The organism is Streptomyces sp. NPDC034086 (assembly GCF_055575515.1).
On sequence record NZ_JBVISM010000009.1, the window covers coordinates 97448 to 119547 of the forward strand.

Below are 22100 nucleotides of genomic sequence, written 5' to 3' on the forward strand. Positions count from 1 at the left end.
CCCAACTCTACGTGCGGGCGGCGGGCTTGGAAATCGAGCCCCGTCGGGTCTCGACGTGCGAGTTACCGGCTGGTTAAGGTGCGCCGACGAGAACGCGATCGGGAGGCCACGTGTCCGACGAGGAGGACGGGGGCTCGCTGTACGTGCTGACGGCCGTGCTGCTGACCCCCACGCAGTTCCCGGCGGTGCTCGGCGACGACTTCCCGGAGGCCTGCGCGCTGCTGGGGGTGCCGCCGGTCGCCGACGGGTACGGGCTGGTGCTGGGACAGGACGAGGAGGGCGCGCGCTGGACGGTCGTCGTGGACGACGTCTCGCTCGTGGCCACCGCCATCGCCTCCTGGGACTGCGGCATGGACTACGACCTGTCGCCCGACGAGCGCACGATCGTGGCCTCGCTGGCGGGCTGGCCGCTGGAGCTGACGGTGTCGACGGCGGGCATTCCGGAGCCCCACGACCCGGAGCAGGGCGCGGACGGCACGGGCCGGGTGCCGCTGTCACCCCCCTCCGCGCAGGGGTGGGGGCCGGTGCAGCGGCGTCTGGGCGCGGACCAGGTGGGCCGGGAGTGGGCCGACTGGAGCGAGCGCGTCGCGGAGGACGGCGGGGCGGCGGCAGCCGTGCACCCCGGGCTCGCGCGGGCCCTGCGGGAGGCCGCCGGTTACGCCCGGCAGGCACCGCCGCCGGGGCGGGTCCGGTCGGCCTTCGCGGGCGAGGGCGTACGGGCCCTGCGGGCCGACGGGCCCGGCTGGTCGCTGGTGGCCCGGACCGGCGGGCCGGCCTTCGTCCTGCTGGACGAGGAACCGGGCGCGGTCCTGGCCGTCCCCCGCGAGGGGGAGCCCGGGCTGCCGGAGCTGACCGGCCTGCTGGCCGCTCTGGACGGCCTGGCGGCACGGCCGGCCTGAGCCCACCCGTGCTCGGCCTCGAGCCGTACGTGGAGGACTCCCGTCGGGGCGACCGCCGCCGCGCCCCTCCCGTCAGACGCGCTCGAGCGGTATGTGCGGCGGCGGCGGGAGGGTGGCGGTGATGGTGTCGCCGGGGCGGACCGTACCTCCCCGGCGGACCACGCCCATGATCCCGGCCTTGCGGACGACGCGGCCCTCCTCGTCCCGGCCGACGACCTGCTTGAGCAGGCCGTCCTGGAAGGCGTTGATCTGCGGGCACGGGTTGCGCAGGCCCGTCACCTCCACCACCGCCTCCTCGCCCAGGCGCAGCAGCGTCCCCGTCGGCAGGGCGAGGAGGTCCATGCCCTCGGTGGTCACGTTCTCTCCGAGCCGGCCCGGCTCGACGGCGAAGCCGGCATCCGCCACCTCGTCGAACAGTTCCCGGTGGATCAGGTGGACCTGACGCAGGTTGGGCTGCGTCGGGTCCTGCGCCACGCGGGAGCGGTGCTTGACGGTGACCCCGGCGTGCACGTCGCCTTCGACGCCGAGGCCTGCGAGGAGCGTGATGCTCTCCCGGTTCGGCTTGCTGAACGAGTAGTGGGCATTGCTGCTGACGGCCACGACGCGCGCGGCCCGCGCCCCGCCCCCCGCGCCGATCTGCTCGCTGCCGATGGGCGCGGTGCGGTGCTCGTCCGCGGTGCTGTGCTCGTGCGCGGTGCTGTGCTCGTGCTCGGTGGTGCTCATGAGAAATACCTGCGTCCCCCCTGCCGCCCCCCGGCGGCCCGCGAATGCTTCCGCCATGGTCAACGCGCCAGGACCGGAGGCGGTTCCCCGGAGTCCGTACTCAGCGTGCTTCCAGCAGCGCCGAGAGGGCCGCCAGGTCCTTGCGCTGGGCACGGCGCATGGCGGCCGTGATCACCGGAGCGCCGAGGGAGGCGAACCCGCTGGGCTCGCCCCGGTTGCGCAGGGTCATGCGGGTGCGGTCCGGGTCCTCCCGTACGGCTCCGACGTGGAGGTGGTCTCCATCGGGAACGGCCCTTGCTCCGTCCGCATCACCATCCGGCGCCCGGGTTCGTACGCGGTGATCTCGTACGTGTAGGCCAGCCGCCTGCCGAGGAAGCGGGCGACGAAGGCGATCCTGGAGCCGATCGCCACGGGTGGCGGGGTCCGCCATGCGACGGAGGTGATGTGGACGTACCACGCGGGCGCGTTCGCGGGATCGGCGGCGTAGGCGGCGACCCGGTCACAAGGGGCGGTGATCACGGCCTCGGTCAGGACGTCGACCTCCATCAGAGCCTCCGGGACGGGACGGGACGGCGAGGACGGGCGTGGTTCCAGGAGGTCAGGGGTTCACGGACCGGCCCCGTCGGCCACCGCTGACCGGCCGCGTCGCGCACGCGGCGCCGGGCTCCGGATGCGCGCCCGCCACCCGCTCGCCGCGCGAGCGATGAGTCCGGGCGGCGGGCGGGGTCCGTCCTGGTATGACTCCCCTCACCGCTCGCGGCTCCACCTCCCGTCACCACCGCGCCGACCCGGTGGCGCCTCACCTCGCGCCCGTCGTGCCGGGCACCGGAACACCGCTGTCCGTCCACGACCGCCCGGAGGTGGTCCGATGACCGCCGTCGACGCCAACGGGATCACCCTGGGCGTGCAGTCGTTCGGCGACGCCGACGCGCCCCTCGTCCTGCTCGTGGGCGGGCCGACGATGCTCTCCTGGCCGGACGCGCTGTGCGAGCGCCTCGCCGTGGGCGGGCGCCGGGTGGTGCGCTACGACCTGCGCGACAGCGGCGAGTCGACGACGGTGGACCCGGAGGCGCCCGCCTACACCCTGCGCGACCTCGCCGCCGACGCGGCGGCCCTTGCCGACGCGCTCGGCGGGGGCCCCGCGCACCTCGCGGGGGCCGGTGTCGGCGGGATGGTCGCCCAGGTGGCCGTGCTCGACCATCCGGAGGCGTTCTCCGCGCTCACCCTGGTCGGCACCCGGGCCGTTGCCCCCGGTCCGCCCGACGGTGACCTCCCGGACCATGACCGGGCGACGATGGGCCGGCTGTTCGCGCGTCCGATGCCCGAGTGGGCCGACCGCGCGGCGGTCGCGGACTTCGCCGCGGCGGGCGCGGAGATCCGCGGGGACGCCCCCGCCGCCGCGCGGGCGGTCGCCGCGCGCGTCTGGGACCGCACCCCCGGCACGTCGCCGCCGGTGCAGATGGCCAACCAGCTGGGCACGGTGTTCTCCAGGCTCGACTGCGCACCCCGCTGGCGCGAGCGCCTGCCCGGGATCCGCGTCCCCGTGCTCGTCGTCCACGGCCGCCGCGACCCGTTCTTTCCCGTCGGTCACGGCGAGGCGCTCGCACGGGAGGTCCCGGGGGCACGGCTGCTCGTCCTCGACGAGGCCGCCACCGCGATCCCCGACGCGGCGGCCGGCGAGGTCGCGGAGGCGATGCTCACGCTCAGACGGAGGACGGCGCCCCTCGCGCGAGGCGCCGCCCGCCGGGGGACGGCCGGGAACGCAGGGGCTACACGGCCGGCTCCGGCCGCAGGACGGCCTCCGGGGTGAGCGCGCGCCGTACGAGCCGGTCGGCGACCTCGGTCGGGCGCCGGCCGTGCGCCGCCGCGTACGCCATGAGGTGCTGGGCCGCCCCGGCCGGGGTGATGCCCGCCGCGGCCGCGATCATGCCGGCCGCGGTGTCCACGAGCGCCTTGCCGGACAGGGCGCTCTGGATGCGGGTCACGATGTCGAAGGGGCGCGGCGTGTCGGCCTGCCAGGTGACAACGGCCGTGACGGCGGTGTCGGCGAGTCCCTGGAGAAGGCGGGCTTCCGGTTCCGTGAGCCCGGTGGGCGCGTGGGCGAGCAGGTTGAGGACGCCCACCTGCTGGTGGCGCACCCGCAGGGGCAGGGCGTGCGCGGCCCGGTATCCGGCGGCCGCGGCGAGGGCCGCGAAGTCCGGCCAGCGGTCCTCGTGGTCGGCGAGGTCCCCGGCGTGGACCGGCTCTCCCGTGGTGAAGGCGTCGGCGCAGGGGCCCTGGGCGATCTGCCCCTGGAACATCTCGGCCATCGCCGCCGCGTCCGAGGTCGTGACGACGGGACGCAGCCGTCCGCGGGCGTTGACGAGCATGACCCCGGCGGCGTCCATGCCGGTCAGCCGGACGCCGCTGTCGATGAGACGCCGGAGCAGGACCAGCGGGTCGACGTCGTCGGCCGTGACGTCGTGGAGGCTCACGAACGCCTCGATGATGCTCTCTTCGCGGCTCATGCCGTCACCGTTTCCCTGTCGCGGTCCTGCCGTGGGGCGGGCCTACTCATGGAACCTGATCCTCCCGGCGATGACGTCGCGAGCCGTCTCGGTCACGGTCCGTCCGTGGCCGAAGGCGTGGGCCCTCAGGCGGGCCAGTGCGTCCTCGGGGCCCACCCCGAGGTGCACCATGATCATTCCTGTGGCGTTGTGGACTTCCTCGTGGTCGGTCTCCGCCCCGTCCAGCCACCCGTCGGGCTGCCCGCCGGGCCTCGTGTCCCCGGCGTGCAGGGCGAGCAGCTCGGTGGTGATCGCGTCGGCCGCCGGGAAGGCGAACGACTGGTCGCGCTCCGACAGCGGCCCGGGGGTGTCGCGGTAGAGGTCCAGGGTCCCGACGGCGATCCCCCCGCCGCCCAGGGGCAGGGAGAAGAGCGCCTTCACGCCCAGGGACACGGCCTGCTCGGCGAACACGGGCCAGCGGCGGGCGTCCTGGCCACCGGTCAGGTCGGCGGCGAGCACCGGCGCGGCCAGTGCGATCGCCGTGCGGCACGGCCCGTCCCCGAGGGTGTACTGCGCTTCGGCCAGCCGGGCGGCCCGCTCGTCGGAGGACCACCACAGCACGCGCGCGTCCGCGTCCCCGGCGAGGGAGACGGACGCCCCGGTGATGTCGAGCAGGTCGACGCAGGCACGGCACAGCGCGGCGGGGGCGTCCCGTCGCGGCACGCCCGCCACGGCTCCCGCGAAGGCCTCGGAGAGCCGCCGTACCTCCCGCTCGCCGGAGGCAGGCCGGCCGTCACCGGAGGGTGCGGGGTCCACGACGCTCCATCTCCCGCCAATCGCCCATGCCCCCATCCTCACACTTCCCGCAGGCCCGGTTCCAGCGGGCACGGCGGCCGCGCCGCCCGCACGGACCGGGCGGGCCGGCCGTGCCGACGGGCCCGTACGCGAACCGGCCCGTCGGCGGTTCAGGCCGGGGTCCCCAGACGGGCCAGGAGCCGGCTCCGGTGGAGGTCCGCGACCGGGGCCAGCAGGTCGGGATGGCGCAGCAGCTCAGCGCCCCGGTGGTCGTACGGGTCCGGCTCGGTCAGCCGCCGGAAGGAGACGGGCACCGCTCCCACGTGCTCCGTGCCGGTGACCGCCCGCGCCGCCGCCGCGGCGAGGGACGGCGTACCCAGCAGGCACGCGGCCCAGCTGGCGACCACTTCGTCCACCCAGGTCCGCCAGGCGAGGGCCCGCGGGTCGGCGGTCTCCGCCGCGGGAGCGACGTCGGATCCGGTGATCCAGTCGAGCCGGCCCGAGCCGCCGGGCCCGGTCAGGACCACCAGGTGCACGTCGAGCCGCGTCGGATAGCGCAGCCAGGCGGCGAGCGTGACGGCCTGGCGGGACTGGGCCTGGGCCAGGCCCCGCTGGAGCGCGCCGCGCCCGGAGGGGTAAGCGCGGTCGAACCACTGCGCCGTGGCCGCGATGAGCGGCGCCAGCGCGCTGTCCGTGGACACGGCGTCCTCCAGGGCGGGGTGAGGGCTTCCTCCCCTCACCTTAATGACCGAATAAACGCCATTGGAATGGATAGGCGCGCCTTATTCCGACCGATCGAGGAGGGACACGATGGGACACGGCGGCGACGTCATCGCAGAGCTGACCACCGACCACCGGGAGGTTGAGGAGATCTTCGGCAAGATGGAAGCCCTGCCTCCGGGCGATGCCCGCAGGAAGGAGTACGCAGACCAGGCGATCATGGAACTGGTCCGCCATTCCGTGGCGGAGGAGTCCTATCTGTACCCGGCCGTCCGGGAGAAGCTGCCGGACGGCGACGCGCTGGCCGACAAGGAGCTCGAGGACCACGCCGCGGCCGAGCGCATCATGAAGGACCTGGAGGGCTGCGAGGTGGGAGACCCCCGCTTCGACGTGCTGGCCTCCCAGCTGATGGCGGAGATCCGCGAGCACGTGGCCGACGAGGAACGGAACCTGTTCCCCCGGCTGCGGACCGCGTGCGGCCCGGAGATGCTCGGCACGCTGGGTGACAAGGTCCGGACGGCGAAGAAGACCGCGCCGACCCGGCCGCACCCCTCGGCCCCCGACACTCCGCCCGCCAACAAGCTCCTGGCGCCCGGCATGGGGCTGGTGGACCGCCTGCGCGACGCGATGACCGGGCGCGGCAAGGAGTCCTGACACCGCTCACGGGCCGGCGCGACCGGACCGCAGGAGGGAGCCGTGCCCGGCACGGCTCCCTCCGCCGCGTTCAGGTGCGCGGTGCGCACGCGTTCAGGCGCGGGCTGAGGTACGCGCGTTCAGGTGCGCAGGCGGCTGTTGGCGCCGTCGTGCCCGTCGGCGCTCTCGTCGTTGAACCAGTAGTCGCCCGCGGCCAGGTACCGGAAGGCGTGGGTGGCCTTCGCCGGGAGCTCGACCGTCACCGCTCGCCTGCCGTCGGGGCGGGGCGCGAGCACGTGCGTGCCCGGCCGCCAGTCGTTGAACGTCCCCACGACGCTGACCGGCCCCGGCGGGTCACCCTCGGGCAGCACGAAGGTGACCTCGGTGGCGTTCTTGCGGCGCTTTCTTTCCAGCACGGAGTGCTCCTTGTCGGTGTCGGGGCCGGAGACCGAAGGGGCCGCCGGACGCCCGCCATCGTCGCGGCCCGCGCGGTCCCCGTCAGGCGACCCGCCGTGGCGGGTGCTCCGTCACCCGTCCGGACACCGCCGATCAGGCCTGTGCCGGCCGCCGCGACCGCGCCGGCCGGCAGGACCTCCTCAGGCGGCCGGCGCGGGGAAGCGTTCCCAGACCCGGTGCTTCTCCAGCGCCCCGGTGAGGGCGTCCAGCACGGAGGAGCCCGAGTCCCCGATGATGACGCCCGGCTCGTCGGCGGCGATGCCGGCGGCCTCCAGCGCCCGCTCGCCCCCGTTCCAGCCGGCCAGGGCCTTGCCGTGCCGGTAGGCCTCGGTGATCAGCAGCAGCACGCGCGGGTCGATGTCCGTCGCGCCGGGCGAGCCCGCCTTGGCGTCGCGGGCGCCCCGGGCGTCGGCGGCGGGCCGGGGGGCGCCGGCGAGGACGACGGCGTCGTACTCCACCGACCGCGCCGTCGCGAAGGTGCGCTGGACGGCCACCGGCTCCCCTTCGCCGCCGAGCGTGCCGCCGGTCGGGGCGATGACGAGCGGCAGCATGCCCCGCGCCGAGGCGGCCCGCTGTACCGCGCGCACCTCGTCGGGTTCCCCGGCGGGATCGGCGACGATGCCGATCACCCGGCCGTCGACGGGCCAGGTCCGCCCCAGCTGGGACAGGGCCGGACTGGGTTCGACCTCGGCGAGCGGGACGGTGGGCCCGGGAGCGGGCAGCCCGAGCCCGGCGGCCACCTGGGCGCACAGTTCGGGGTCGATGTTCGCGAGGTTGCCCAGCATCCGTTCCTTGACGGCCTGTTCGTAGCACTTGCCCAGTTCGAAGCTGTACGCTGCGACGATGTGCTCGCGCTCCGGCGGACTCATGCTCAGCCAGAACATGCGCGCCTGGCTGAAGTGGTCCGAGAAGGAGGCGGCCGCCTCGCGGCTCTTGCTCGCCGCGGGCACCCGCACGGGCGTCTCGATGTAGGCGGCCGATTCCGCGCCGGCCAGGAAGGGGCAGCCGCCGTCCAGGCTGTTGGGCCGGTACGGCGCCACGCCGGTGTGCACGGCGGTCTGGTGCATGCCGTCCCGCAGCATGTCGTTGACGGGCGCGTGCGGGCGGTTGATCGGGATCTGGGCGAAGTTGGGACCTCCGAGGCGGCTGATCTGCGTGTCCAGGTACGAGAAGAGCCGGCCGGCGAGGAGCGGGTCGTCGGTGATGTCGATCCCCGGCACCAGGTGCCCGGGGTGGAACGCGACCTGCTCGGTCTCGGCGAAGAAGTTCTTGGTGTTGGAGTCCAGCGTGAGCCGGCCGATGGCCTGCACCGGGGAGAGTTCCTCCGGCACGATCTTGGTGGGGTCGAGGAGGTCGATGCCCTCGAAGGTCTGCTCCGGGGTGTCGGGGAACACCTGGACGCCCAGTTCCCACTCGGGGAAGGCACCGGACTCGATGGCGTCGAAGAGGTCCCGGCGGTGGAAGTCCGGGTCCGTCCCGCCGATCATCTGGGCTTCCTCCCAGGTCAGGGAGTGCACACCCAGCTTCGGCTTCCAGTGGAACTTGGCCAGTACGCTCTCACCGGCCTCGTTGACCAGCCGGAAGGTGTGGACCCCGAAGCCCTCCATCATCCGGTACGAGCGGGGAATGCCCCGGTCGGACATGTTCCAGAGGGTGTGGTGGGTCGCCTCGGTGTGGAGGGAGACGAAGTCCCAGAAGGTGTCGTGCGCGCTCTGGGCCTGCGGGATCTCCCGGTCGGGATGCGGCTTGCCGGCGTGGATGACGTCGGGGAACTTGATGGCGTCCTGGATGAAGAACACCGGGATGTTGTTGCCCACCAGGTCGAAGGTGCCCTCCTCGGTGTAGAACTTCACCGCGAAGCCCCGGGTGTCCCGGACGGTGTCCGCGGATCCGCGCGAGCCCAGCACGGTGGAGAACCGGACGAAGACGGGCGTCTCCACGTCCCTGCCGAGGAAGGCCGCTTTGCAGACCTCGCCCGCGGTGCCGTAACCACGGAAGACGCCGTGCGCGCCGGCCCCGCGGGCGTGGACCACGCGCTCGGGGATGCGCTCGTGGTCGAAGTGCGTGATCTTCTCGCGCAGGTGGTGGTCCTGCAGGAGTACGGGGCCCCGGGGGCCCGCCTTCAGCGAGTGGTCGGTCTCGTACAGCCGGGTGCCCTGCGCGGTGGTCAGGTAGGCCCCGCTCTGGGCGTCGCGCGCTCCTTCCGCCCCGGTGGCCTGGCCGGTGGGGCTGACCGTCTCGGGGCCCTCCTGGTCCGCCTTGGGGGGCAGCGGGGGGCGCGGACTGGTCGGTTCCTCCCGCTGGGGGGAGGCGGCGGCGGGCTTACCGGGGACGTGGTCCGCAGGGGTGTCGGCGGCCATGGGCTGCTCCGGCTCGTACTTCTCGGGCATGTTCTCTCCCGCTGGTTCGGTGGGGGCGCGGTCCTGGGGCATCGGCGCCCGGCCGGCCCCGGGCCCCGCTTCCGCGGGGCCCGACGGCGCTCTTGGTGGCCCGTCTGCCCGAGGTTCGCCGCCGGACACCAGGTCGGTGCCGGTCTCTCGGGAAGTCCGGCTTACCCGGCATGGGTGTCCGGATTGCGGGGACACGCCGGACATGAGTACCCACAATCCTGACCCGGATCCCCGCACGACCCCCGGCCTGGAGCCGGGCGGCTCGGTTCCGCCGGGTGAGACCCCTCCCGGCGAGGCGAGCACCTCCTCGGGCGCCGGCCCCTACCGCCCGCTGAAGCGCGGGTGGGCCAAGGGCCCGGTGGTGGTGATCGTCGCCCTGGCGGTCCTGGTCGCCCTGTTCTTCCTGGTGTACGGGATCGTGCTGGCCCTCTGACGCACGGCCGCCGCCGCCCGCCGACGCGGGCGGGGCGGCGACGTACCGATGACGAGGCGGTGCTTGTCATGGACGGACGGCTCACGGGGGTGCGGCGCGCCGGCGACCGCCCCGCGGCAGTGGTGCGGGGGCATCCGCCGACGGCGGGACGGCACGCGTGGCCGGCCCGGTGGCGGGGGCTGCCATGACGGGCGCCGGCGGGCCGCGGCCCTTCGCTCCGCAGACGGCCGTGGTGACCGGGTCCGACTCCGGGATCGGCCGCGCCATCGCGGTCGCGCTCGCCCGCGACGCGGGAACGGACGTCGGCATCACCTGGCACTCCGACGAGGCCGGGGCCCGCGAGACCGCCGAGGAGGTGGCGCGGTCGGGCCGCCGGGCAGCCGTCGCGCGGATGGACCTGTCGCGGCTGCCCGAGGCGGCGGAGGCGGTGGACGGTCTCGCGAGGGAGCTGGGCGGTCTGGACGTCCTGGTGAACTGCGCCGGCACCGGGGTGTCGGAACCCTTCCTGGAGCTCGACCTCGACACGGTGCGCCGGATCCTGGACGTGGACCTGGTCGGACCCCTGCTGTGCGGTCAGCGGGCAGCCCGCTGGATGATCGCGCAGGGGCGGGGCGGGCGCATCGTCAACATCACCTCGGTGCACGAGCACCAGCCCCGCGTGGGCACCGCCCCGTACTGCGCCGCCAAGGGCGGGCTGGGCCTGCTCACGCAGGTGATGGCCCTGGAACTCGCCGAGTACGGGATCACCGTGAACTCCGTCGCCCCCGGCGAGATCGCCACCCCGATGACCGGCCAGGAGGACGTCGACGTCCACTCGGTCGAGCGGCCCGGCATCCCGCTCGGGCGCCCCGGTGACGCGCGTGAGGTCGCGTCGGTCGTCGCCTTCCTCGCGGGACCCGGTTCGGGCTACGTGACCGGGGCCTCCTGGGCGGTGGACGGCGGGATGCTCCGCATGGGCCCCATGGCGGGCTCGCACCTGGAGACCGATGCCTGGCGCGAGCCGTGAGCGTCCCGGCACGGGTGCGGGAAGGCCCGACGCGCACACCCGGCCCGCGGGCGGGCGCCGCCCCGTGAACGCGCCGCGGTGGGAGGACCTGCCCGGCGTGGTCCTCGGCCAGGTGCTGGAGCGCTCGCACGACGCCTCGGCCCGCCAGGTACCGGCGCTGATCGACGACGCCGCACAGCGGCTGGGGCTGGCCGGGACCCGTCTGTACGTGGCCGACGTGCAGCAGGTGCGCCTGCTGGCGCTGCCCCAGCTCGCGACCCCCCGGCCCGGTCCGGCGGAGGCGACGGAGGCGGACCGGGAGGCGGAGGCCCTCGACATCGACGGTTCCCTGGCCGGTCTGGCGTACCGCAGTCAGCGCACGCAGGTCTCCCGCGACCGCACCACCGCGTGGCTGCCGATGATCGACGGGGTCGAGCGGATCGGGGTCATGAAGGTCTCCGGGGCGGCCCTGGACGAGGGCGGCCTCGAGGTCTGCCGGGCCCTGGCGGCGCTGGCCACGCTGATCGTCGTCTCCAAGTCCGCGCACAACGACCCCCTCGTCGTCAGGAGCCGCAGCCGGCCCATGACCCTCCAGGCGGAGCTGCTGTGGGGGTTCCTGCCTCCGCGCACGATCGGTACCAGTCAGGCCACCTCGACGGCCGTCCTGGAGCCGGCGTACGACATCGGCGGTGACGCCTTCGACCACAACTTCAGCGACGGCCTGCTGCACGTGACCCTGCTGGACGCCATGGGACACGACCTCGCCTCCGGAGGCGCCAGTGCGGCCGGCCTGGCCGCGTGCCGGTCCACCCGCCGCTCCGGCGGCACGCTCACCGAGATCGCCGTCACCATCGAACGGACCCTCCAGCAGTGGATCCCGGACCGGCTGATGACCGGGATCCTCGCCAACCTCGACACCGGCCACGGAGAGTTCACCTGGGTCAACTGCGGTCACCCGCCGCCCCTGCTGATCCGCAACGGCCACGTGCTGCCCGGAGCCCTGGAACGCCCGGCCCAGCTCCCCCTCGGGCTGGGCTTCCACGCCCAGGAACCGCCCCGGCAGGACCGGGCGCGGCTCCAGCCCGGCGACCGGGTGCTGCTCTACAGCGACGGCGTGATCGAGGCCCGCTCGGCCGCGGGAGAGCTGTTCGGCGAGGACCGGCTGGCCGACACCGTCATCCGCTCCATGGCCTCGGGCGCCACCGCTCCCGAGGCGCTGCGCCGCCTGGTCCTGGACCTCCTCACCCACCAGGGCCAGCGGCTGCACGACGACGCCACCATCGTCCTGTCCGAATGGCATCCCACCGCCTGAACGCACCGGTCCGGCCCCGCGGGCGAGCGGCCGGCGCCCGTGTCACCGGTCCTGGACGCGCCGGAACGGTCGCTCCGCCTCCAACTGGAACGCGACCTCCAGCAGGGTGCGTTCGCCGCCGGGGCGGGCGGAGAACATCACCCCGACGGGCAGTCCGTCCTCCGTGGTCGTCTCGGCGGGCAGCGACACCGAGGGGGTGCCGACGACGTTGTCCACGGGCGTGAAGGCCACGTACGCGAGGATCCGCGCGATCAGCTCGTCGTAGGGAACGGCAGGGCTGAGGTGGCCGATCGGCGGCGTGGTGTGGGCGAGCACGGGGGACAGCACGAGGTCCAGGCCGCGGAAGGCGGCCGCGTACGCCTCCCTCGTGCGCTTCAGCCGGCGGAGCACCCCGGGCGTGCGGCGCCAGTTCTCGAGGTACGTCGTGCGCAGTCCCCGGCTGAGGCCGTCCATGCGGCCGCGGTCGAAGTCCGCTCCCAGGGTGCGGCCCGTGACGCCGAGGAGGAAGGACAGCATCCCCCAGTACGTGAGGAAGTCGTCGGTGAAGCCGGGATCGATGGCGATCTCCACCGGCTCCACGGTGTGGCCGAGCCCTTCGAGGGTGGCCGCCGTCCGGCTGACGGCGGCCCGGGTGGCGCGGTCGGAGCGGACGCCGTTCGGGGAGTCCAGCAGGAAGCCGACGCGCAGCCGTCGCCCCGAGGGCCCCTCGGCCAGGCCGACGGGCGGCAGCCCGGGGTTGCGCCAGTACGTCTCGGCGGCGGCGAGGAAGACGGCGGCGTCACGGACCGACCGGCTCACGACGCCGTCGCTGACCAGGTCGAGCGGGAGCCGCCGGCTCTGCTCGTTCGGCACGACCCGGCCGCGGGTCGGCTTGAGACCGACGAGCCCGCAGCAGGCGGCGGGGATCCGGATCGAGCCGCCGCCGTCGTTGGCGTGCGCGAGGGGCACCGCTCCGGCGGCGACGAGCGCCGCGCTGCCGCCCGAGGAGCCGCCGGCGGAGCGGCCGGTGTGCCACGGGTTGCGCACCGGCTCGGCGCCCTCGTACTCGGTGGTGGGGCTGAAGCCGAACTCGGGCATCCGGGTCTTCCCCAGCACCGTGACCCCGCTGCTCAGGAACTGCCGGGCGAACGGCGCGTGCCGCCGGGCCTCCCGGGCCCGGAAGGCGGCGCTGCCGTGGCCGGTGGGCAGCCCGCGGTAGTCGGTGTTGTCCTTGACGAAGGTCGGCACCCCGGCGAAGGGCCCGACGGCCGCGCCGGTGCGCGCGGGGGTGTCCGCGTACGCCTGGACGGCGTGCAGCCGGGCCTCGACCGCCCGTACCCGTTCCCGCGCGTCGCGGGCGGCCTCCGCGGCGGAGACCTCGCCGCGCCGGATCGCCGCGGCGAGGCCGACGGCGTCGTGCTCGCCCAGGGCGTCGTCCCGGAACGCGTGCACCCTGGCCCGTTCGTCGAAAGTGCTCACCGCTGATCAGCCCCCGCCCTCCGAGTGGTCGCCCGCCATCATTGCCTACCGCGGAGTAACACGGGAGGGGGCCGACGGTACGGCCTCAGGCGGCGGGGCCGGCGCTCTCGCCGGGGACGGGCATGAAACCGATGCATTCCACGTCGATCTGGTCCGCGAAGGCCGTCAGCACGCCGCCAGGCGGTGGACCGTTCCCGGGTCGAGTCCGGCCCCGTCACGGTTCGCGGTGCGCGTCCACTCCCGCGCGACGTGCCGCAGCAGGGCGGTCACCTCGTCGGCGGGGATCAGGACCCGGCCGTCCGGGACGGAGATCAGGGGGATGGACGCGTTCACGGCGCCATCACCTCCCTTCCTCCGCCGACGGGCACCCTTCAGGTGTCCGGCTCGGCGGCCGCGATGGCGGCGAGGGCCGACCCCGGATCGCTCTCCACCGCCAGGTCGCCCAGGGTGACGACGCCCACCAGTTCTCCGTCCTCGGTCTGTACGGGCAGGCGGCGCAGGGCGTTGCGGCGCATGAGGGCGACGGCGTGGTGGACGTCGTCGCCGGGTCCGACGGTGAGCAGTTCGGTGCTGCAGATCGCGTGCACGGTCGTCTCGGCCGGGTCCCGGTTCTCGGCCATGCCCCGGATGACGAGGTCGCGGTCGGTCACGATGCCGTGGAGCCGGCCGCCGTCGACGACGAGGACGTCCCCGATGCCGGCGTCCCGCATCACGCGTGCGGCTTCGGCCAGTGAGGTCAGCTTCTCCACCGTCACCGGGTTCGAGGTCATCACCTCGTGAACGCTGCGGGTCATGGCTCCTCCGGCTGCTGGAAGCGGCTCCTGCCGGGCGCCTACCCGCCCCGGCGGGCGGTACGCCACCCGCCGGGGCGTGGGGCGGCGGTGGCCGGAACCCGGCGGCCCGCCCGGGTGAGCGGGAGGCCGCGCTCCCGGCCGCCGTCGTACGGCGGGTACGGTTCCGGCATGGACGTTTCCACAACGAGTTCGAACGCCGGAAACACGGACCGGGTGGCCGTGCTCAAGGACGCCGCGCGTGCGCAGTTGGCGAAGCTGGGGGCCGCGGGCCTGACCCCGGAAGCCGTGGCGCACGAGAGCGGTCTCGCCGTCAGCGACGTGGAAGCCGTCTTCCCGCACCGGGACGACCTGCTGACCGCCCTGGTCATCGACGCGTACGACGCGTCCGGCGCCGCGATGGAGCGGGCCGACGGGGCCGCCGCGGCCGAAGGGGCCCCGGCCGGTGCGCGGCTCCTCGCGGCCACCCGGGCACTGCGGCAGTGGTCGTTCGGGAACCCGGCCGAGTTCACGCTGATCTACGGCTCACCCGTACCGGGGTACCACGCCCCGCAGGACACGGTCCCGCCCGCCTCGCGCACGCCCGCGGTGCTCGCCGGGATCATCCGCTCGGCACTCGAGGCCGGTGAACTCCGCCCGCCCCGGCGGACTCCGCCCGCCCGGCAGTTGCTCCGGCCCGAGGCGGTGGCGGCCTTCGGAGGGGTGCCCGGAGCTCCGTTCTCGGACATCGTCGAGCGCGGCATCGTCCTCTGGAGCAACCTGATCGGCCTGCTGGTCTTCCAGGTCTTCAGCCGCACCCACGACAGCGTCAGCGACGAGGCCGCCTTCTTCGACTACGCGATCGCCGTCGCGGCCGAGGCCGTCGGCCTCGACGTCCCGCCGGCCGAGACGACCGACTGACCGTCCGCCGCCCCCGCGGCACCCGCAGAAAATCCAGGACGTGAACACCACCAGAACCCTCTGCTTCGTCATAGCCGCCCTGTCGTCGTACGCGGCGCTCGTCTACCGGCTGTGCCAGGCGCGGCGCAGCTGGAAGGACAGCTCCTACCGCGCGCTGATCACCACCCTGCTGCTCCAGTGCCTGACCTTCACGATGGGCGCCGTCGCCATGGGCGGCGGCAGCTTCCTCGGTGTGGGCAACCTCGCCATCCTCCTCATGCACCTGGCGGCGGTCGCCTTCTGCGTCAGCTCGCAGATCATCCTGCTGAAGTGGGCGGACGCCGACGAGGAGGCGGTCCGCAGGGCCCGCCGGTGGACGATCACCGGCATCGGCCTGAACGTGCTCCTCGTCGCGCTCTTCCTGCTCGCCGACGGCCCGGGCCGGCCGTCGTCGGACTTCGACACGGGCAGCGGCCAGCCGCTGGTCCTCACGTACCTCCTGGCCTTCATCGTGTCGCAGGCCGTCCCGTGCGTCACGATCTTCCGCCAGTGCGGTCCCTACGCCCGGATGACCGACAACGCCTCGCTGCGGCAGGCGCTGCGGATGCTCCGCGTCGCCGCGGTGGTCCTCTTCCTGTACTGCTCGGCCCGGACCGTCAACATCCTGACGGCGGCGGCGGGGATCGACATCGGCGTCTGGAAGCTCGCGTCGAACGTCTTCAGCGCGGCGGGGATCGTGATCCTCTCGCTGAGCCTCACCAACTCCTCCTGGGGCCCCTCGGCCACCAGACTCCTGGGCTGGGCGCGCAGCTACCGGTCCTACCGTGCCCTCTACCCGCTGTGGCGGGACCTGTACGAGTCCTCCCCGGACATCGCGCTGGAGCCGCCGGGCGCCTCGGTCTCGGAGATGGACTACCGCCTCCACCGCCGGGTCGTCGAGATACGCGACGGATGGCGCGATCTGCGCCCCTACATCGACCGCACTGCACCGGGTGCCGGGGGGCCGGGCCAGGAGGCGAGTGAGGAGTCGCGGCAGGCCTTCACGGAGGCGGCGCAGATCAAGCAGGCTCTGCTCGCCAAGCGGAACGGGACGGTCCCTCACGACAACAAGGACGCCGGCGATTTCGACGACCGCGACACCGACAACTTCACGGCGGAGGTGGCATGGCTCACCCAAGTAGCGGCCGCCTACAGTAAGCTCGGCACCGCGAGTTGAAGCTCCCGCCCGGTTTGCATCCCCCGTCAAACCGGGCGGGCAGCTCCCCCGTTGCCCCCCGTCTCCGCACGGGGCGGGACGGGCGGACACCGCCCGGACTGGCCCGGCCCATCCCCCGAGGGCCGGGCCAGTCCGTTTTTCACCGGCAAGCCAACCGACGAACCCCCGTGAGTCGAGTTAACTGCCAGCTATCGGCGAGACCCAACGTTGGCGGAGTCCAGCCCAATTGTCAACTGACCGCTAATCTGTGAAACTGACGTATAGCCAATGGCTATACCGAGGAGGTGACGGGAGGAAGGATCACCAATGACCGAGACCGAGACCGAGGCCGGCGACCGGCCCCTGCTCGCAGTGCGCCTCGACGACCTCTTCAAGACCGTTCGCCCCAAGGGCAAGCACTGGACCAATGCCGAGGTGGCGGAGGAACTCAAGCGGGCCAACCCCGAACTCAAGGTCGGCGGCGTGTACCTGTCGCAGCTGCGGACGGGCAAGCGCTCCAACCCCTCGCCCGACCTGCTGGCGGCCCTCGCCCGCTTCTTCGGCGTCTCGGTCGCCTACTTCTTCGACGACAAGGTCGCCGAGTCCGTGCTCAGCCAGGTCGCCGCCATCGAGGCGCTGCGGCAGTCCGGGGTGCGCGCCGTGGCGATGCGGGCGGCGGGGATGAAGAAGGAGAACCTCCAGGCCATCACGGCCATCATGGACCAGTACCGGCAGTTGCAGGGCCTTCCCCCCGTCACCGACTCCGGCGAACCCGAATGAGGGGCACCTGGAAGGAGCGGGCCGCCGACCACGACCGCCGCAGCCGGCTCAAGAAGCTCCGGAAGGCCGGCGCCCGGCGGATCGCCGAACTCGACCTCCCCGAGGCCCCCGACGTGGCCGAGCTCTGCCGCCACCTCGGCGAGGTCCGCGACCGCCCCATCATCCTGGTCCCGATGCAGATGCCCTCGTCGCACCCCTGCGGCATGTGGGTCGCCGCCCGCGACGAGGACCTGATCTTCTACGACGCCAACACCACCAGCGCGCATCAGGAGCACATCATCTTGCACGAGCTGGGCCACATCATCTGCTGCCACCGCGGGGCCGGCGGACTGGACGAGGCGGCGGCCCGCCTCCTCTTCCCCGACCTCGACCCCGACATCGTGCGCGACATGCTCCTGCGCGCGACCTATGACGACGTCCAGGAGCAGGAAGCGGAGATCATCGCCTACCTGCTCTCCCAGCGGATGGGCGGCGCCGAACAGCGGGACGGCACCGACGCGGACGCGCCGGAGGGCGACCGTCCCGCCAAGAGCGCCACGCTCAGCCGCATCGAGCGCACCCTGATCTGAGATGGGCTCAGCCGCCGGCGGACGCCACCTCCTCGGCCAGCAGGGCGACCGCGCGCCGGATGTCGTCCTCGCGGTGCTCGCTGGTGATGAAGAAGCGCAGCCGCGACAGCCCCTCCTCCACGGCGGGGTGGAAGATCGGATCGGCGACGACCCCCCGCCCGAAGAGACCGCCCGCCACGCGCAGCGTCTTCGCCGAGTCCCCCAGGACGCACGGCACGATCGGCGTTCCGGCGCTGGAGCCCGTGGCCAGACCGGCCGCGCCGGCGAGGCCGAGGAAGAGCGCGGAGTTGCGTCTCAGCGCCCGCACCCGCTCGGGCTGGGCGGCGATCAGCTCGGTGGCGGCCAGCGCCGCCGCCGCGTTGGCCGGGGTCAGGCCCACGCTGTAGACGAAGCCGGGGAGCGTGTGGCGCAGCCAGCGCACCATCCGGGCGGAGCCGCCGAGATAACCGCCGCAGCTGGCGAAGGCCTTGGAGAGGGTGCCCATCCACAGGTCCACGTCGGAGCGGTCGACACCGAAGAACTCGCCGACCCCGCGGCCGCGTTCGCCCACCGTGCCGATGCTGTGCGCCTCGTCCACCATCAGCAGGGCTCCGTAGCGCTTCTTCAGCTCGATCACGGCGGGCAGGTCGACGAGGTCGCCGTCCATGCTGTACGCGCCCTCCACGGCGATCAGGACCCGCCGGAACCGGGACCGGTTGAGCCTCAGCATCTGCTCGAGCCGGCCCATGTCGTTGTGCTCGAAGGGCCGCCGGGCGGCACCGGACAGGGCGCAGCCCTGAAGGATGCTGTCGTGGGCGAGCGCGTCGTGCACCACGAGGTCCCCGGGGCCGACGAGGTGGCCGATGGCGGTGACGTTGGTGGCGTGGCCGCTCACCAGCGCCAGGCAGTCCCCGACGCCGAGGAAGTCCGCCAGCGCCCGTTCCAGGCGGACGGTGAGGTCCCGTTCGCCGGAGAGCACCCGGCTCGCCGAGACCGAGGTGCCGTAGCGGTCCACGGCCTCGTGCACGGCCTCGTTGACCGCCGGATGGCCGGAGACGCCGAGGTAGTTGTAGCTGCCGAAGGACAGGTACGGGCGGCCCCCGATGACCGTGGTGTCGGAGATGGTGCCCTCGTGGACGCGGAAGTACGGGGAGCCCCGCGTGCTGCCGGTGACCGCCTCGAGCCGCTCCTCGAACCGGGCCACCTCGGGGAACCGGTCGATGTCGGCGGAGTCGGCGCTCCAGGCCGGCGGCGCTTCGACGGGACCCGGTTCCGTGGCGGGGGCGGGCGCCGCCGTGCCGTCCTCATCACCGCGGGCCAGCGCGATCAGCCGGCCGATGGTGAGGCCGGCCGAGAAGAGCTCCTCGGTCCGGAAGCCCGGCACGCGCCGCCCGATGGTGACCTCCAGCTCCTGCAGCATGAGGGAGTCGAAGCCGAGGTCGGCCACGAGCGTCATGCCGGGGTGCAGGTCGGAGAGCGGGAAGACGCCGGCCCGCGACACCTCCTCGAGCACGGCGGTCGCGACGGAGCCGCCGCCGGACGCGGTCGCCCGGCCCGCTTCCGGCCGGTCCGCCCCGTACGCGTCCCCGTACGCGTCCACGGGCGCTTCCGGACCGGACAGCTCGCGCGCCGACTCGTCCACCGCCCAGTGGCGGCGCGGGGCGAGGGGGCTCGGCGGCAGCGTGCACGGGGGTACGCGCTCCCGGGACACGGGGAGCGGCCGCGCGACGGGGTCTTCCGTACGGCCCGCCTCCATGCCCGCGGCGGCCTCGGTCAGGCGCGCCACGGCGTCGGCGGTGTCCTCCACCACCAGGGTGAGGCGTTCCCCGAGGGGGGCGCGGCGGGCCAGGGTGTCCGCCACCGCGGCCGGTTCCGGCCGGTCCTCGGCGATGACCTGGGCCAGTTCCCGCGCGTGGCGGGCCAGCCCCGCCCGGTCGCGGGCGGTGAGCACCAGCACGTGCGGGCCCTCCGCCCGCGCGGTGCGTGCCGCCGGCGCGGGGGCCTCCTCCACCACCATGTGGACGCCGGTGCCGCCGAAGCCGAAGGCGCTCACCCCGGCCCGCCGCGGTCCGCCGCCCTGCGGCCAGCGGACCGGCGCCGTGGGGACGGTCAGCCGCGCGCCGTCGAGCAGGGAGGCGTCGGCCGGCTGGAACTCCGGCTGCGGGGGGATGACTCCCCGGTGCACGGCCAGTACCGACTTGATCAGCCCCGCCATGCCGGCGGAGTTCAGCGAGTGCCCGACCACCGCCTTCACCGCCCCGAGGTAGGCCGGCGGTGCCTGCTCGCCGCGCAGTTCGCGCAGGACGGCGAGCTCGACGGGGTCGCCCACCGTAGTGCCGGTGCCGTGCGCCTCCAGGTAGCCCACCGCGTCCGGCGCCAGGTCCGCGTCGCGGTAGGCGCGGCGCAGGGCCCGCAGCTGGCCGGCGGCCTGGGGGTGCATCCCGCCCTGCACGGTCCCGTCGTTGGCCGTGCCCACGCCGCGGATCACCGCGTAGACGCGGTCGCCGGCGGCCAGGGCGTCGGAGAGCGGCCGCAGGACCAGGACGCCGGCGCCCTCGCCCAGGACGAACCCGTCGGCCTTCGCCCCGAAGGGCAGGCACCGGCCGCTGCGCGAGATGGCGCCGATCCGGCACAGCCCCACCAGCAGGTCGGGGGTGAGGACCAGTTGGGCGCCGCCGGCGAGCGCGATGCGGGAGCGGCCGGCGCGCAGCGCGTACACGGCGTTGGCCACGGCCATGAGGCCGCCGGAGCAGGCGGAGTCGAGGGCGTAGCTCTCGCCGTGCAGGTCGAAGACGGAACTGACGGTGTTGGGGCCCATGTTGAGCAGCAGTCCGGCGGCGGAGGTGCCGTGCAGCCCGTCGACCGCGCGGACCGTCTCGTGCCAGCCGGGGCCGGCCGCCCGCGCCCCGAACTCGCCCCCGGCCAGCTGGCGCATCCGCAGCCGCATGGTGCTGAGCTGGCGGTAGCCGCTCTCGGTGAGCGCCGTGATGACCGAGGTCTCCTCGCGGTCGAAGCCGTCCGCCTCCCATCCCGCGTCCTGGAGGGCCTCGCGGGCGAGGTCGATCAGCAGGCGGTGCTGGGGGTCCATCGCCCTGGCCCGGCGCGGCGGGATGCCGTAGTGGGCGGCGTCGAAACGGTCCACGTCCGGCAGCAGGGCCATGGTGTCGGTGTAGGCCGCCGAGGTGTCGCGGAAGTCGTCGCTGAGGAAGGCGGCGGTACGCCACCGCGAGTCGGGTATCGGGGAGAACTGGGGGTGCGGGTCGGTCAGGAGCCGCCAGTACTGGTTGACGTCGCGGGCGCCGGGGAACCTGCACGCCATGCCGACGACGGCTATGTCGTCGCGGGTCACCGTGGCCGGCGCGGTCATCGGCCGGCCGCCAGCCGCTCGCGCCACCACGCCACCGTGGCCTTGACCTGCTCCTCGACGGGGGTGGCCCGCTCGGTGAACGCGGCTTCGTAGGCGCTCGCGTCGACGACGAACGGGCGGTCGAACTGGTAGCGGATCTCCTTGAGCTCGCGCAGCAGCGGGGAGAAGAGCGACCCGACGCCCAGGACGGCGGGAGGAAGCCCGCGTACGGTGACGGGGCCGGTTCCCGCCTCGGCGGCCAGCCGGCCGGCCATCTCCCGGACGGACAGCGGGGGCTCGGTCGGCACGTGCCAGGCCCGGCCCCAGGCCCGCTCCTCGCCCGCGACCTCGGCCAGGGCCCTGGCCACGTCGGGGAGGTAGGTCCAGCTGTGCGGGGCGTCGGGGTCGCCGAGGGCGGAGACCGGCTTGCCGCGCAGCAGCGGGGGAACCACCCGGGCGGCCAGGTGCCCGCCGTCGGTGACGCCGGGTCCGAAGAAGTCGGAGGCCCGTACCTCGACGGCCTTGACGCGGCCCTGTTCGTGGAGCGCGCGCGCCCGCTCCCAGCCGGCCGCGCGGACCCGCCCCTTGGGACCGGTCGCGGCGAGCGGCAGGTCCTCCGTCATGGGGACGTCCACCGGGCCGTACCCGTAGAGGTTGCCGAGCATGACCAGAACCGCACCGCTGGCTTCGGCGGCCGCGCACACCGACGCGACCAGCGCCGGCCATTCACCGGCCCAGCGGTGGTAGGGCGGTGCGGCGCAGTGGTAGAGCGCGGCCGCGCCGCGCGTCACCTCCGTCAGCCGCCCGGTGTCCCGGGCGTCCAGTGCGACGTGCTCGATGCCGGGCTCCGGAGCCCGGCCCGAGGCGGTGACGACCTTGACTGAGTGGCCCCGTTCGGCGAGCAGCCGAGCGGTGGCGGCTCCGGCGGGCCCGAAGCCTATGACGACATGAGAGTTCACGTACGCACACTAGCGCGAGGGGTGCCGCCGCCCGGCAGGTCCGCGCCGGGTCGCACCGGTCCGTTTGGCCGGAAGCAGCCCTGCGCTCCCCGCCGTTGGGGCGGGCTTTGCGCTGCGGAACGAGCGCCCCCGCGGATGGGGGGGGCCTTCCCCGTGGCGCCGGCCCGTACGTGCCGGTGGGGCCGTACGGAGACCGGGGACCCTCGGCGGACCCGGCGGCGGACCCGGTGCGGCCCCGGCGGCGGACCCGGTGCGGCCCCGGCGGCGGACCCGGTGCGGCCCCGGCGGCGGATCCGGTGCGGCCCCGGCGGC

General features: G+C 74.3%; 23 protein-coding genes. 10 read left to right on the plus strand and 13 right to left on the minus strand.

Annotated elements, in window-relative coordinates:
• Positions 1–110: 110 nt before the first annotated feature.
• The gene (locus tag ACZ514_RS21100; RefSeq protein ID WP_468165693.1) at positions 111–899 is read left to right on the plus strand and encodes a hypothetical protein; all 789 of its coding nucleotides are present in this window, start codon (positions 111–113) and stop codon (positions 897–899) included.
• A 72-nt stretch (positions 900–971) separates the two neighbouring features.
• Here the strand turns inward: ACZ514_RS21100 and ACZ514_RS21105 are convergent, their stop codons facing one another.
• The 3 genes from ACZ514_RS21105 to ACZ514_RS21115 form a co-directional block, all read right to left on the minus strand.
• Complete coding sequence (locus ACZ514_RS21105; protein WP_469125371.1) at positions 972–1622, minus strand: MOSC domain-containing protein; 651 nt, start codon at positions 1620–1622, stop codon at positions 972–974.
• Between the two features lie 100 nt (positions 1623–1722).
• A complete protein-coding gene (locus ACZ514_RS21110) occupies positions 1723–1851 on the minus strand; it encodes a hypothetical protein (RefSeq protein WP_469125372.1) in 129 nt (42 codons plus the stop codon).
• Positions 1848–2168: an SRPBCC family protein gene (locus ACZ514_RS21115; RefSeq protein WP_469125373.1), complete on the minus strand. Its 321-nt coding sequence runs from the start codon at positions 2166–2168 to the stop codon at positions 1848–1850. Before ACZ514_RS21115 ends, ACZ514_RS21110 begins: the two co-directional genes overlap by 4 nt.
• A 322-nt stretch (positions 2169–2490) precedes the next feature.
• On the opposite strand from ACZ514_RS21115, the gene ACZ514_RS21120 reads away from it, so the two are divergent.
• On the plus strand, positions 2491–3432 hold the full coding sequence (locus ACZ514_RS21120) for an alpha/beta fold hydrolase (RefSeq protein WP_469125374.1): 942 nt from the start codon (positions 2491–2493) through the stop codon (positions 3430–3432).
• Here the strand turns inward: ACZ514_RS21120 and ACZ514_RS21125 are convergent.
• From ACZ514_RS21125 to ACZ514_RS21135, 3 genes are all read right to left on the minus strand, one after another.
• Positions 3392–4129, minus strand: coding sequence for a GAF domain-containing protein (locus ACZ514_RS21125; protein ID WP_469125375.1), 738 nt, complete (start codon positions 4127–4129; stop codon positions 3392–3394). The two genes, ACZ514_RS21120 and ACZ514_RS21125, sit on opposite strands and share 41 nt — an antisense overlap.
• A gap of 42 nt (positions 4130–4171) precedes the next feature.
• A complete protein-coding gene (locus ACZ514_RS21130) occupies positions 4172–4924 on the minus strand; it encodes a GAF and ANTAR domain-containing protein (protein WP_469125376.1) in 753 nt (250 codons plus the stop codon).
• 149 nt (positions 4925–5073) lie between these two features.
• Positions 5074–5604 carry a hypothetical protein gene (locus tag ACZ514_RS21135; RefSeq protein WP_469125377.1) on the minus strand — a complete coding sequence of 177 codons (531 nt, stop codon included), beginning with the start codon at positions 5602–5604 and terminating at the stop codon, positions 5074–5076.
• Between the two features lie 109 nt (positions 5605–5713).
• Here ACZ514_RS21135 and ACZ514_RS21140 point away from each other — a divergent pair, with 109 nt between their 5' ends.
• Entirely contained in the window at positions 5714–6277 is a 564-nt protein-coding gene (locus ACZ514_RS21140) for a hemerythrin domain-containing protein (RefSeq protein ID WP_469125378.1), read from the plus strand.
• A gap of 119 nt (positions 6278–6396) precedes the next feature.
• Here ACZ514_RS21140 and ACZ514_RS21145 read toward each other — a convergent pair whose 3' ends face one another.
• Positions 6397–6672, minus strand: coding sequence for an isoamylase early set domain-containing protein (locus ACZ514_RS21145; protein ID WP_467884150.1), 276 nt, complete (start codon positions 6670–6672; stop codon positions 6397–6399).
• 180 nt (positions 6673–6852) lie between these two features.
• Positions 6853–9102, minus strand: coding sequence for a catalase (locus ACZ514_RS21150; protein ID WP_469125379.1), 2250 nt, complete (start codon positions 9100–9102; stop codon positions 6853–6855).
• A 202-nt stretch (positions 9103–9304) separates the two neighbouring features.
• Here ACZ514_RS21150 and ACZ514_RS21155 point away from each other — a divergent pair, with 202 nt between their 5' ends.
• From ACZ514_RS21155 to ACZ514_RS21165, 3 genes are all read left to right on the plus strand, one after another.
• The gene (locus ACZ514_RS21155) at positions 9305–9535 is read left to right on the plus strand and encodes a DUF6480 family protein (protein ID WP_468165678.1); all 231 of its coding nucleotides are present in this window, start codon (positions 9305–9307) and stop codon (positions 9533–9535) included.
• 184 nt (positions 9536–9719) lie between these two features.
• On the plus strand, positions 9720–10541 hold the full coding sequence (locus ACZ514_RS21160) for an SDR family oxidoreductase (RefSeq protein ID WP_468165676.1): 822 nt from the start codon (positions 9720–9722) through the stop codon (positions 10539–10541).
• A 64-nt stretch (positions 10542–10605) separates the two neighbouring features.
• Positions 10606–11832 (plus strand): PP2C family protein-serine/threonine phosphatase, encoded by a 1227-nt coding sequence (locus tag ACZ514_RS21165; protein WP_468165674.1) that lies wholly within the window; start codon positions 10606–10608, stop codon positions 11830–11832.
• Positions 11833–11874: 42 nt separating this feature from the next.
• Here the strand turns inward: ACZ514_RS21165 and ACZ514_RS21170 are convergent, their stop codons facing one another.
• From ACZ514_RS21170 to ACZ514_RS21180, 3 genes are all read right to left on the minus strand, one after another.
• On the minus strand, positions 11875–13290 hold the full coding sequence (locus ACZ514_RS21170; protein ID WP_469125380.1) for an amidase: 1416 nt from the start codon (positions 13288–13290) through the stop codon (positions 11875–11877).
• A 165-nt stretch (positions 13291–13455) separates the two neighbouring features.
• The gene (locus ACZ514_RS21175; RefSeq protein WP_469125381.1) at positions 13456–13623 is read right to left on the minus strand and encodes a DUF6213 family protein; all 168 of its coding nucleotides are present in this window, start codon (positions 13621–13623) and stop codon (positions 13456–13458) included.
• Positions 13624–13661: 38 nt separating this feature from the next.
• Positions 13662–14084, minus strand: coding sequence for a CBS domain-containing protein (locus ACZ514_RS21180; protein ID WP_467884160.1), 423 nt, complete (start codon positions 14082–14084; stop codon positions 13662–13664).
• Between the two features lie 168 nt (positions 14085–14252).
• On the opposite strand from ACZ514_RS21180, the gene ACZ514_RS21185 reads away from it, so the two are divergent.
• The 4 genes from ACZ514_RS21185 to ACZ514_RS21200 all read left to right on the plus strand — a co-directional run bounded on the left by ACZ514_RS21185 (position 14253) and on the right by ACZ514_RS21200 (position 17504).
• Positions 14253–14981 carry a TetR-like C-terminal domain-containing protein gene (locus ACZ514_RS21185; RefSeq protein ID WP_469125382.1) on the plus strand — a complete coding sequence of 243 codons (729 nt, stop codon included), beginning with the start codon at positions 14253–14255 and terminating at the stop codon, positions 14979–14981.
• Positions 14982–15021: 40 nt separating this feature from the next.
• Positions 15022–16176: an MAB_1171c family putative transporter gene (locus ACZ514_RS21190; RefSeq protein WP_468165665.1), complete on the plus strand. Its 1155-nt coding sequence runs from the start codon at positions 15022–15024 to the stop codon at positions 16174–16176.
• Between the two features lie 306 nt (positions 16177–16482).
• Positions 16483–16935: a helix-turn-helix domain-containing protein gene (locus ACZ514_RS21195; RefSeq protein ID WP_468165663.1), complete on the plus strand. Its 453-nt coding sequence runs from the start codon at positions 16483–16485 to the stop codon at positions 16933–16935.
• Entirely contained in the window at positions 16932–17504 is a 573-nt protein-coding gene (locus ACZ514_RS21200) for a toxin (protein ID WP_468165661.1), read from the plus strand. The genes ACZ514_RS21195 and ACZ514_RS21200 overlap by 4 nt, the downstream gene beginning before the upstream one ends.
• Positions 17505–17511: 7 nt before the next feature.
• On the opposite strand, the gene ACZ514_RS21205 is transcribed toward ACZ514_RS21200, so the two are convergent.
• Both ACZ514_RS21205 and ACZ514_RS21210 read right to left on the minus strand, forming a co-directional pair.
• Entirely contained in the window at positions 17512–20850 is a 3339-nt protein-coding gene (locus ACZ514_RS21205; protein WP_469125431.1) for an aminotransferase class I/II-fold pyridoxal phosphate-dependent enzyme, read from the minus strand.
• Positions 20847–21788 (minus strand): NAD-dependent epimerase/dehydratase family protein, encoded by a 942-nt coding sequence (locus ACZ514_RS21210; protein WP_469125383.1) that lies wholly within the window; start codon positions 21786–21788, stop codon positions 20847–20849. Before ACZ514_RS21210 ends, ACZ514_RS21205 begins: the two co-directional genes overlap by 4 nt.
• Positions 21789–22100 lie beyond the last annotated feature (312 nt).